Origin of the sequence: Campylobacter sp. JH23, from assembly GCF_017846595.1 — a bacterium.
GTDB classification, from domain to species: domain Bacteria; phylum Campylobacterota; class Campylobacteria; order Campylobacterales; family Campylobacteraceae; genus Campylobacter_D; species Campylobacter_D coli.
Window position 1 is genome coordinate 88,387 of record NZ_JAEQBP010000004.1, and the last position, 12,636, is coordinate 101,022.

Genomic DNA, 12,636 nt, shown 5'->3' on the forward strand with positions numbered 1-12,636 from the left:
GTACTCTTTTAAAAATTTATTTTATTTTAACTCAATTTTCATTAAAAAACTTATAAATACTTCTCTAAAAAGTTTTTAAGTTCGTTTGCATTGCTAAATTCATTTTCTTGTAAATCCTTTTGATACCATTTCGCATGAAAATAAGGCACATTAGCATTTTTCGCACATTCTCTATCTTTTTGACTATCACCTATAAAAACACTTATTTTGTGGGGCGCTTCAGACTTTAAAAGATCTAGCATCATAGGATGGGGTTTGGGTTCTATACCAAGACTTACACCTAAAATTTTATCAAAATAAGGAATGATTTCATGTTTTTTAAGTATGCTAGAAAGCGAGCTTTGAGGCGCATTAGTGGCGATAGCTAAAAAACAATTTTGCTCTTTTAAAAATTCCAATATTTCTTTAACCCCTTCAAATAAAACCACGCTTTGCTCATAGTGTTTGATGAAATATTTTTCAAAACCATCTTTAAAGCTAGAATGATGGAAATTATCTATACTATAAAGCTCTTTTGCCCAGTCTACATTTGGAGTATTGATGGTTTGCATGATTTTCTCCCTAGAAAGTGGGCTTAAATTTAGTTCATTTCTTATCTCATTGACAGCACAAGATATAGCATTTGCACTGTCGATTAAGGTGCCATCCATATCAAAAAATACATTAATCATAATAATCCTTCAAATAAGTTTTATGTTTTTCTTTCTTTTCACCTTTTTTAAGTTTATCTAAAGCATTTGCAAGGCTTAGAAGTTCTTCTTTTTGTTTTGAAAAATCAAGGCAATGATTTACAAAATTTTCTAAGCTTTTATTATAGCTTGAATTTAAATTTACCGCCTCGCATTTTTCAACTATTTTTTTATTTTTTTCCATTCTTTCTTGAAATTTCTCTTTATCAAAATTTTCTTTTTTTAAAGCCGAAATAGCTGCATTTGCAAATTTTTCCAAGGCTCTTAAATATTTAACCCTTAGAGTTTTTTCATCTATTTTTGCCAATACCATCCTTTAAGTATTTTTGTGAATTCTGCATTCTAGAGCCTCTTGGACTAAATTTCTTGCGATGACTTTTTCAGATCTTACAATGCGTATGTTTTCATCGATACTTGAAAAAAGTATCTTTTCAAGACTACCATTAACATGGATAATTGTATCAATAGGCTTTGGATAAGAAGCTAAAACCTGACAAATCATTTCGAGTTTGGCTTCGTTGGTTATGGTTACGATTGCTACTGCGCATTCTGTTATATTGGCTATCTTGAGTGTTTCTTCTTGGGCAGCATTGGCAAAAACGACATTTTCACCCCGACTTATGCCAAGTTCTACCAAATTTAAATCACTTTCTAAAACCAAATAAGGAACACCAGTATTTTTGATTTTTTGCACTATCTCTTGTCCTAAGCGTCCGTATCCAAAGATTACAAGATGATTTTTTAGGGTGCTGTGAGTGCTTTGCTGAACAACATTAGTGTTTAAAGTCATATCTTCTACTACATTGGCTATTTTTCTTATATTGTTTAATACAAAAGGGGTGATAATCATAGTTACAATAGAAACAACAATCAAAATTTGAGCAGTTTCAACATCTAGCATACTTTTTGCTTGCAAGAGCGAGAAGATTGCCAAAGCAAATTCTCCAACTTGAGCGATAGAAAAAGCAGTTTTTAAAGCCACTCTTTTTTTGGTATATAAAAATAAAAAACCACATACTATGCCAAATTTTAAACCCATTATAAGTAAGGTTAAGACACAGATAATAAACCAATTTTGTGCTACGATATGAAGCTGAATTTGCATTCCTACGGTTATAAAAAATAAGCCTAAGAGTAAATCTCTAAAAGGGATTAAGTCTGCTTCGATTTTATGTTTATATTTAGTTTCTGCTATCAAGGCTCCTGCGATAAAAGCTCCTAAAGAATAAGAAAAACCAAAATAATTTGCCAAAAAGCTTGCCCCAATCACCATAAAGAGTATAGTACTGATAAAAATTTCTTGCGAGGAAGCGCGTATAATCAGTCTAAATATCCTATCGACTAAGTATTTACCTATAAAGAAAAGTAAAGCGATTAAGATAACTGCTGAAAGAAGAGTTGTAAGGAGTAATTGTCCTATGTTTTGATTATTTGAAGAGAAAATATCCACAAGCAATAACAAAGGAATCACAGCTATGTCTTGAAAAAGTAAAATCCCTAAGGCTTTTCTTCCGTATTGCTCATTAATATCGCCATTATCATTTAAAATTTTAAGCACCACTGCGGTTGAAGAAAGAGCTAGAGCAAAACCTACTATGGTTGCGCTTTTATCACCAAGTCCTAAAATTCCTATAGCTAGCAACATAAAAACAAAGCCGCAAGTAAGCATTTGTAAAGAGCCATTTAAAAATACCTCTTGTTTCATGGCTATTAAATGCTTAAAAGAAAATTCAAGCCCTATAGTAAACATTAAAAATACTATACCAAATTCAGCAATATGTGTAATCTCACCCTTGCCACTTAGATGATAAATTTTAGAAATAATCTCTCCTGCAGCAATGTAACCGATAATAGTAGGAATTTCAAATTTCTTGAAAATAACATTAAGAACGATAGCTAGAGCAGCTGTAATTAAAAAAATTTCTAAAAAATTATCCATCTATTTTTTTTCATAAAAAATTAAATCAAAACTATTTTTATGTTTTACAACTGCTTTTGAGCTTGCATTTGGATTTTGTTGTTTGCTAAGCTCTAAGCGTAGCTCATCGATTAAATTTTCAAATTCATGAAGTTGATTTTTAAGCTTTAAAATCACATCTACTCCTGCCAAATTTACCCCCATATCGCGCGTTAAACGCAAGATAAGCTTGATACGATCGATATCCCTTTGAGAATAGAGCCTTATTTTTCCATCAGTTCTACTAGGTTCTATCAAACCTTCTCTTTCATATTGTCTTAGGGTTTGTGGATGTATGCTTAATACTTTTGCTACGACACTTATTAAATATACGGGTTCATTATAATGGTGTTCCATGACTTTACTCCTTTTTTTATGATAGTTTTTCTTTTAGCATTTCGATTAATTTCTCATCTAAGGTTTCAGTGTTTGGTAAAACAACATTTAATACCAAATACATATCTCCATAGATGTCACTTTTGCGATTTTGCACCCCATAGCCTTTAAGGCGAATTTTTTGTCCGTTTTTAGAATTTGCAGGTATGGTTATGGTGGCTTCTTTTTTGTTTTCCTTAAGAGTATTAACGGTGACTTTTCCACCAAATAGGGCAGTTTTTAAAGAGATATCAACTTTTTGATATAAATCATCATCTTCTCTTTGATATATTTCACTTTCTCCTAATTTAACTTTAACAATCAAATCCCCGCGTGTTCCATTGCGGCCATTTTTACCCTTGTTACGAATTCTAAGTTTTTCTCCTTGTTTGATCCCATGTGGAATCTTAAATTTGATCGTTTCTCCTTGAAGATTAAAGCTATATTCTCCACCTACCACTGCTTTTTCAAAAGGAATGCTAAGTTCTATAGTAGAATCCAAATCCTCTTCTTCAAATCCGCCAAAACCTCCAAAGCCGGTGTTAAAGCCTTTTGATGAAAAACCATTAAAACGACTTCCTCTAGAAGAGCCTCCACCAAAGCCTCCACCAAAGAGATCTTTTAAGATATCATCTAAATTGACCCCACCTGTATTTTTTGAGAAATCGTGAAAACTTTGTCCTCCAAACATGGAGTCTCCGTATTGATCGTATTGTGCGCGTTTTTTTTCATCACTTAAAATTTCATAAGCGGCATTGATTTCTTTAAATTTTTCTTCAGCGCCTTTTTCTTTATTGATATCAGGATGATATTGTCTTGCTAAACGACGATAGGCTTTTTTTATTTCATCTGCGCTAGCATTTTTAGATACTCCAAGTGTTTCATATAAGCTATTCATGTTATTCCTTAAAAAATATATAATTGTTTTATTTAATAGAAATTATATCAAAAACTTTAGCCTAAGTCAATCAAGTTTTATAAATTTTTATCACTCAAGCTTTCATTTACAATTTTGTAAATTTTCGGTTTTATACTTATGAAATGCGTAAAATATTTTACAAATTATATGTTTTAAGAATAATATAAATAAAAAAGGAAACAAAATGAAAAAGCTTATTGTATCATTGAGTTTAGCAAGTGCTTTATTTGCTGCAAATATCAATTTTAATGAAACAAGTATAACAAGCAATCGTGTCAATCCTGCGGCTGGAGATGTAGTTCTTTCTTATCATAATTCGATAAGAGATGCTAAAAAATCTGTTGTAAATATCTCTACTTCAAAAACCATTACAAGAGCCAATCGTCCAAGTCCTTTAGATGATTTTTTTAACGACCCTTATTTTAAACAATTTTTTGATTTTGATTTTCCACAAAGAAGAGGAGGAAATGATAAAGAAGTGGTAAGCTCTTTGGGCTCGGGTGTGATTATTTCGCAAGATGGTTATATCGTTACAAACAACCATGTAGTAGATGATGCAGATACTATCAGTGTAAGTTTGCCAGGCAGTGATACAGAATATAAAGCCAAGCTTATAGGCAAGGATCCAAAGACGGATTTAGCAGTGATTAAAATAGAAGCAAACAATCTTTGGGCTATTACTTTTACAAATTCAGATGATTTAATGGAAGGAGATGTTGTTTTTGCCTTAGGAAATCCTTTTGGTGTTGGATTTAGTGTTACAAGCGGGATAATTTCTGCTTTAAATAAAGACAATATAGGCTTAAACCAATATGAAAATTTCATCCAAACAGATGCTTCAATCAATCCTGGAAATTCAGGCGGCGCTTTAGTCGATAGTCGCGGATTTTTAGTAGGAATAAATTCAGCCATTCTTTCTCGTGGGGGTGGAAATAATGGCATCGGCTTTGCAATACCTTCGAATATGGTGAAAGATATAGCTAAAAAGCTTATTGAAAAGGGTAGGATTGATAGAGGATTTTTGGGTGTAACTATTTCTGCTTTACAGGGTGATACTAAAAAAGCTTATAAAAATCAAGATGGTGCTTTAATTACCGATATACAAAAGGGTTCAAGTGCTGATGAAGCAGGACTTAAGCGTGGGGACTTGGTAACTAAGGTAAATGATAAAGTGATTAAAAGTCCAAGCGATCTTAAAAACTATATAGGCACTTTAGAGATAGGTCAAAAAATTTCACTCAATTTTGAAAGAGATGGGGAAAATAAAAGGGTTGATTTTATCCTTAAAGGAGAAAAAGAAAATCCTAAAGCCGTTCAAAATGATTTGATCGAGGGTATGACTTTAAGAAATTTAGATCCAAGATTTAAAGAGCGTTTGCAAATTCCAAAAGATGTAAATGGGGTTTTTGTAGAAAGTGTTAAAGATAAGAGCAGGGCTAAGGATTCAGGATTTAAAGAGGGTGATATCATTATAGGCGTAGGACAAAGTGAAATTAAAAATTTAAAAGATTTAGAACAAGCCTTAAGACAAGTGAAGAAAAAAGAATTTACTAAAATTTGGGTTTATCGTAATGGTTTTGCAACTTTGTTGATACTTAAATAATTTTTATGAAAGGGTTTCCCTTTCGTTATATAATTTAGTTTAGAATTTAAAAACTAAGATTAAATACAGTAAAAGGAATGCAATGACAAATATCCTTATGATAGAAGATGATTTAGAGCTTGCTGAAATTACGGCTGAGTATTTAGAAAAATTTGATATGAAAGTTGATATCGCACACGAGCCTTATATAGGTCTTTCAAAACTTGCTTTAAAAGAATATCAGCTTATAATTTTGGATCTTTCCTTGCCAGGACTTGATGGACTTGAAGTGTGTGAGGAAATTCGTAAAAAGTATGATACGCCTATTATTATCTCAAGCGCTAGACATGATATTACAGATAAGGTTAATGCTTTAGAATTGGGCGCGGATGATTATTTGCCAAAGCCTTATAATCCTAAAGAACTTCAAGCGCGCATTAAAAGCCATTTAAGACGCATTTCAAATACAAAAAGCGCCATAGCAAAAAGCGTTAAAGATCTTGTTTATGATCAATACAAGCATATCATCACAATGAAAGGACAAGAGCTGACTTTAACCAATGCGGAATTTGACATTTTAAGCTATTTGATCAAAAAAGAAGGCGGTGTTGTCAGTCGCGAAGAGCTTGTTTATAATTGTTCTTCAATCAGTGAAGACTCAAGCAATAAAAGCATCGATGTAATCATCAGCCGTATTCGTCAAAAAATGGGTGATGATCCAAAAACTCCAAAATATATCCATTCTATCAGAGGTATAGGCTATAAGCTGACTCAATGAATCGTTCATCTATTTTTTATACCATAACTTTTATTTTTATTTTTGCTGGTGTCAGTGTTATTCTTGGGTTTTTGTGGCTTATAGAATACGATCAGCAAAATTATACTAGAGAATTAAATACCAAATATTCTTTAATAGCCAACGCAAGGCTTTTAAATTTTGCAGGGATAATTAGTGAAAGAGAATTTGAAGAACAAACGAAAAATTACAATAAAATGGAGCCTATCTTAGAGGTTAGACAAATTCGTAGAATTCTTTTTGGCGGGGAAGTGTTAGCTAGAGTCGAGGTCAATAATGGCTTGATCGAAATCATCTCTTATGATAGACAAGTGTATTTAAATATCATTTTTGATGGCAAGGTAAATCTTTACAAAGATCAAGACTATCAAACCTATAGATATTTTATCATTAAAGCCATAGCTGTAGCCGTGATTTGTATACTTGTGTTGCTCTATATTTATATATTTAAAAAACTGAAGCCTTTAAAAGCTTTAAAGAAGCAAATTGATAAATTTGCACAAGGAAAGCTTAATGATATAGAAGATGTAAGCACGGGGGTGGATGAAATTTCTCAAGTAAGTGAGGCTTTTTATCAAGCGATCGTTCAAATTCGTAAGCTCAATCAATCACGCCAATTTTTCTTAAGAAATATGATGCACGAGCTTAAAACCCCGATTACCAAAGGGCTTATAACTCTTGAAATGCTAGAGGATAATAAATACAAAGAAAGATTAGAAAGTATATTTAACCGTCTTGAAATTCTTATCAATGAATTTGCGGCCATAGAGCAGATTACTTCAGGAGCAGCATTTATCAACCGCAAAAAATACAATATTTTAGATGTTTTGGATGAAGCCAAAGAAATTGCTATGCGAGATGATAATAACATACGCATTTTTATGGATGAAAGCTTTTTTGTAAATGTAGATTTCAAGCTTTTTACCACTGCGATTAAAAATATGATTGATAATGGTATTAAGCATTCTGAAAATGGCTTTATACAAATCGATATAATGGATGATTATATTTGTTTTAAAAATAGAGGTCCTGAATTAAATAACACTTTAGAGTATTATACTCAAGCTTTTACCCAAGGAGGCTCGAAGCAAAAATCAAGCTTTGGACTTGGACTTTACATAGTCAATACTATTTTAGAATCTCATGGAATGAAGCTTGATTATGATTATGAAGAGGGTGTAAATTTATTTTATTTTAGAAATTTAAAGAGTATTATCGTTAAAGAATAAAATATTTTTTGCATTTTTTTAAAAAAATGCTTGACAAAGTTTTAAAAATCAAATATAATTACATTTTACTTTTTAAGATATTCCGGATTAGCTCAGCGGTAGAGTAGTCGGCTGTTAACCGATTGGTCGTAGGTTCGAATCCTACATCCGGAGCCACTTCTAACTCTCTATAAAATCATATTTTATTTTTTAATAAATCCAAATATTAAGTTATGGAATTAAGTATATTTTATCATACCAAAACCCAATGTTATAATCATATCAGTTTTTTAATTTATTTTTTATCTTTTAAATAGCAAATTTTGATATAAATTCTTAGTATTTGAAATATGAAATTTATTTATTTTATGTTTGTATTTTCATTATGAAGCATGGTGTAAATTTTTGCGTGTGATGCTTGAATTATAAGCATTATAAAATACTTAAATTTTAAGATATTATAGAATTTTAAATATAAAGATATTATTTAAGAGTAATTTTGTATTAAAATTTCACTCAGAACATCTCATTTTTATTTTTTTAATAAAACAATAAGTATAATCCGAACCATAAAAAAGAAGGGGAATATAATGTTAAAAAGTCCTGATCGTATATTGTGTATTTAAAAAAAAAAGGGGGGGGGGATGAACATAACTAATCTTTTAAACATAAAACATTTTTTAAATACTTCATCATACTTTACTAATCATCTTAGCAAATCTTTAAGAGTTATTGTAAATATTTCTGTAATTACAAGTTTGGTTTTAGCTCAAAGCTTAACAGCATCAAATTTACCTAGCGGAGGTAAGTTTATCAATGGAACTGGAAGTATTGCTACAAATGGCAATATAATGAATATCACAGGAGATAAAACACACAATGTGATTGCTTGGGGCGGTGGATTTAATATCGGAAAAGACAATACTGTTAATTTCACTACAAATGGCAAAAACTATTTAAATCTAGATTATACCAACAAAGCTTCTCAAATTCTAGGAACTTTAAATGGTGGAACTAACAATGTTTATATTGTAAATCCTAGTGGGGTATTAGTAGGCGAAGGAGCTACAATCAATGCCAATAAATTTGGAGTTTCTATAACTCCAATGGGTATAGATGCAATCAATACTTTTTCAGTCGATGGTTCTTTTTCTCCAGTTTTTAATGCCAATAAAGGCGATGTGGTTAATATGGGAACTATTAAAGCCAATGAAATTGTTTTAGTAGGAAACAAGGTAGAAAATATAAAAGGAACACTTCAAGCAGATAAAGTAGATATCAAGGGAGATAAGGTTTATTTAGAAGATTTTGGAATCAACTCTACTCATTTAAAAGCAGAAATTGGGAGTGAAGGCTTTTTTAAATATGAGGTAAAAGATGTATATGATGCCTATAAAGATGATTCAAATTTAGTTGATAATTATGAGTTTACTGGTACTGCTACTACTAATGGAAATTTTAAAGAATACCTTTACATTGGATCTCAAAGTGCAAGCAATGAAGAGATGATTAATTCTTGGAAAGGATTTGCAAAATTAGTCAATGAGGGGATATTTGGAGAATTAAAATTTAAAGATGTATATTTAGGCAAAGATATTGATTTTGCAGGTGCTAGTACAATCAATCCTGTGGGGTTTGGTAATGGTTTTGTAGGTAATTTTTATGGTAATAACCATACACTTTCTAATATACAAATTGATGTTGCTGATAAAACTTATGTAGGATTATTTGGTTATATTAAGGGTGGGAGTGTGCAAAATTTAACTATTGATGGATTGCAATTTCCCAAATATGCCTTTTCTTATAAATACCTAGGAGGACTTGCAGGGCATATAGAAAATGGAACTTTTTCTAATATTGCTTTAGATACCATAGAAGGCTTTAATGGCGAAAATAGTTCTTCTGGTGGTTTCGCAGGAGAGATAAATTCTGGGACTTTTAATAATATCAGTTTCAAAAATCTAGGCAACATTGGAGTTGCGAAATATGCAGGTGGCTTTGCTGGTCAAATTAACGGTGGAGATTTTTCAAGTATTATTTTAAGTAATATAGAAAGTATTTATGGTAAGAATAATGGTGGGGGTTTTGTAGGATATACAACGGGCAATACAACTTTTGATGGCATCGGTTTAAAAGATATAAGATTTATTAAATCTGGAGCTTTTACAGGTGGTTTTGCGGGAATGACATAAGGTAATGTGATATTTGAGAATATTGTTCTAAATGATTTAGAAGAGATTAGTGGTAGTCATGCAGGTGGCTTTGTGGGAGGTGTTCTTAATAATGAGAATGGTATAGCGAGCTTATCAAATATCGTTTTAAACAATATTGAAAGTATTAAAGGTATTGGTTTTATAGGTGGCTTTGCCGGATGGATAAACAATGGAACTTTTGAAAATATTGCTTTAAATAATATAAAAAATATTAGTGATAATAATTATGCAGGTGGCTTTACAGGATATGCAGGCGCTGGAACTTATAAAAATATTATTTTAAATAACATAGGAGAAATTAGCGCCAATGGTACCGCTAGTCTGGATGAAAAATCTATTTATGCAGGTGGATTTGTTGGAAATATAGAGAATGGTAGTAACATTGCCAATTCTAATATTTACTTCTATGGGTTATTAAATTCATCGTCGAACAAGAATTATATTACCCACAATGAAAATATCCTAAATCTATCAAATACAACTGATTTTCAAACTTTTATTAATCAAAGCAAAATTGCAGGTTTGGAGTATCTTACAAATACTTCCACTAGCAACTCCCATCTTCATATGATAAATGGTGGTAAAATAGGAAATGAGAAATTCAAAATCACCTTCGATAAGGATAATTTTACTTACAATACTCCAAAAATATCAGAGGTAGATCCCGACGGATCAGGATCAAGCTCTTCACCTACAGCTCCAAACGAAGGAGAGCTTTCAAGTATTACTCTTGAACAGAGTGATTTTGAAGATGAAATTTTAAAAACCATCATCGATGAAATTTTAAATGAGGATTATGTGTTAAATATAGATTCTATCGATTTTAACAAATTCAATGAAGGTGATGTGGCTATTCTTTTATATCTATTAAAAAATACAAGCGATAAAAAGCTAAAAGAATCTTTAAAACAATCCTTAGAATTCTATACTGAATTTAACAAAGGAGGATTAAAAACAGAATTTGAAAAATGGTATGGAAGTGATGAAAGTACTTACAAAACCTCTATGGGTAAATACAATTATATCATTGAGAGTCTTGCCAATCTAAAAGAGTATGTAAACACTATTTTAAAACCTGAATTAAAAAGTATTAAAAACAATCTCAATCGATTGGAATTTTTAAAAGCTGAAATAAAAAGATTAGAAAGAGTCTATCAAAAAGCTATGCAAAATGATTTACTTCCTTATGATCAGTTAGAAGTTGTCTATAAAAACACACAAGAAAAAATCGATGCTTACTATGCTGAAGCACAGGGTTTATTGGATATTCTTAAAAACAAAAATAAACCTTTTTTAGACGATTTAATTACTAAAGAATATTCATTTGAAGATAAATATACTGATATTCAAGGGACATTTGCTATCGCAGGAAGTAGTATTGATGCTAATGCCATCGAAAATTTGGCAGATAAACCTATTTTATCTCTTCCAGAAAATGAGAATTCAGGAGATAGCCAAACTACAAACAACACAGATAGCACAGATATAGTTAATACTTTTTCTAAACAAGTAAAACTTACCTCTACAGAGTCTATTCTTATTCTTCCTGCAGAAGAAACACAAAGTCATATCAAAGAAGACGAAAGAGAACGAGGAAGAGTTTGCATCACAAGTGACAATGCAAAAACTAATAATCCTTGTATAGCAATCACATTTTAATCACAAAGAAAGTAAAAGCTTTCTTTGTGAGATAAACAAGATTTTAATCAAATATAATTTCAATTTATTAAGTTGAGGGGGAAAATAATGCAGGTGAAATTTTTTCTAAAAAATAGAATATTTTTATCTTTTGCGAGCGTAGCTTTGATATTTAATAGCGTATCGTATGCAGCAAGTCAAGCTATATCTATAGGCGATAAAAGATTTCAAACTCCAAGGCATAGTTTTTCTAATGAGGAAGTTTGGGATTTTGATGACAAAACCTTTAAGCAAATCAATGGCACTAATTATTATGGTGTATTTAAACAAGGACTTGTAAGCGACATCACTTTAGAAGTTTTTAACCCTAAGCAGTCTTTACAAGGCGCTAAGCTTGAAATTTTAACTCTTAATCATTCCTCAGAAGAAATCTTGGAAGTGCAAAGTATGCATGCTGCTAACCCTATGGATAAAAACTTGCATCCTATAAAAATCCTTCCTTTTTTAGTGGCCGGGAGTTCTCTAAAGGGAGATTCTATCAACAATAAACTTCTTATTAAAGAGGCAGAATTAAGCTCTGCGGTTTTTCTAGAGCCAAGCAACATAAAAACAAAAAATCCTCCAAAAAAAGAAGAGAAAGATAAAATAAATTATGTTATTAGTGGTGGGCTTGCTAGAGAAGGAAATGCGAAAAATAATACCTTAGAACTTCTTGATGGAAGTTATATAAATATGGGAGTAGAAAATATTTATAATCTTAAATTAAACGGAGCTCCTTATGCTGTAGGAGGGCTTGCTATCTTTGGTGATGCGATAGGAAATTCTTTGCTTGCCCAAAAAGGCTCTAAAGTAGATATTCACACTGCCTCTTTTTATAGAGATATGGTAGGGGAATTTATTCTTGATGAAAGGATAACCCATCTTGTTGGAGGATTAGCCTATAATGGAAAGGTTGAAAAAAATAAACTTAATCTTAATGGGGTGGAATTCAACATCCATGCTCCAAGCGGTTTGTATTCTTCTTTTGCTCCTGTTCATATCGCGGGAGCTTTTGTTGATGGGAATGGTAAAAAAGCTTATGATGCAACCAAAAACACCCTTGTTATAGATAATTTTCTTTTAAATTTAAGAGCGGATGGAAAAACTCCCATTTTTTATAACGCTATTTTTTAGCAAATTTCTTTGGAGGAAAGACAAATAAAGGGGATGCAAATGCAAACTCCATTGTCTTAAAAGATGTTCCTGCGCTAAAAAGAATA

General features: G+C 31.4%; 9 protein-coding genes, 1 tRNA gene and 1 pseudogene. 6 read left to right on the forward strand and 5 right to left on the reverse strand.

The annotated features are described in order from the left end of the window. Positions 1-50: 50 nt before the first annotated feature. From KAR88_RS04845 to KAR88_RS04865, 5 genes are read right to left on the reverse strand one after another with little or no spacing between them, the layout of a single operon-like run. Positions 51-671, reverse strand: a complete 621-nt coding sequence (locus tag KAR88_RS04845) for an HAD family hydrolase (protein WP_002777462.1) — start codon at positions 669-671, stop codon at positions 51-53. Beyond that, positions 664-996 (reverse strand): hypothetical protein, encoded by a 333-nt coding sequence (locus KAR88_RS04850; protein WP_002781908.1) that lies wholly within the window; start codon positions 994-996, stop codon positions 664-666. Before KAR88_RS04850 ends, KAR88_RS04845 begins: the two co-directional genes overlap by 8 nt. Before the next feature lie 9 nt (positions 997-1,005). After that, on the reverse strand, positions 1,006-2,628 hold the full coding sequence (locus KAR88_RS04855) for a cation:proton antiporter (RefSeq protein ID WP_002792450.1): 1,623 nt from the start codon (positions 2,626-2,628) through the stop codon (positions 1,006-1,008). After that, the gene (hspR, locus tag KAR88_RS04860) at positions 2,629-3,003 is read right to left on the reverse strand and encodes a heat shock transcriptional regulator HspR (RefSeq protein ID WP_002777456.1); all 375 of its coding nucleotides are present in this window, start codon (positions 3,001-3,003) and stop codon (positions 2,629-2,631) included. 16 nt (positions 3,004-3,019) lie between these two features. After that, entirely contained in the window at positions 3,020-3,919 is a 900-nt protein-coding gene (locus tag KAR88_RS04865) for a DnaJ family protein (protein WP_002777454.1), read from the reverse strand. A gap of 205 nt (positions 3,920-4,124) precedes the next feature. Between KAR88_RS04865 and KAR88_RS04870 the strand changes: the two genes are divergently transcribed. The 6 genes and pseudogenes from KAR88_RS04870 (at position 4,125) to KAR88_RS08855 (ending at position 12,550) form a co-directional block, all read left to right on the forward strand. Next, a complete protein-coding gene (locus KAR88_RS04870; RefSeq protein ID WP_002799293.1) occupies positions 4,125-5,543 on the forward strand; it encodes a DegQ family serine endoprotease in 1,419 nt (472 codons plus the stop codon). An 82-nt stretch (positions 5,544-5,625) separates the two neighbouring features. Then, positions 5,626-6,300, forward strand: a complete 675-nt coding sequence (locus KAR88_RS04875) for a response regulator transcription factor (protein WP_002777451.1) — start codon at positions 5,626-5,628, stop codon at positions 6,298-6,300. Continuing rightward, positions 6,297-7,547, forward strand: a complete 1,251-nt coding sequence (locus tag KAR88_RS04880) for an ArsS family sensor histidine kinase (RefSeq protein ID WP_002777440.1) — start codon at positions 6,297-6,299, stop codon at positions 7,545-7,547. Before KAR88_RS04875 ends, KAR88_RS04880 begins: the two co-directional genes overlap by 4 nt. A gap of 81 nt (positions 7,548-7,628) precedes the next feature. Next, positions 7,629-7,703, forward strand: a tRNA-Asn gene (locus KAR88_RS04885). Positions 7,704-8,170: 467 nt separating this feature from the next. After that, a pseudogene (locus tag KAR88_RS09005) lies at positions 8,171-11,398 on the forward strand (filamentous hemagglutinin N-terminal domain-containing protein). Between the two features lie 87 nt (positions 11,399-11,485). Continuing rightward, positions 11,486-12,550, forward strand: a complete 1,065-nt coding sequence (locus KAR88_RS08855) for a hypothetical protein (protein ID WP_002786455.1) — start codon at positions 11,486-11,488, stop codon at positions 12,548-12,550. Positions 12,551-12,636: the final 86 nt, after the last annotated feature.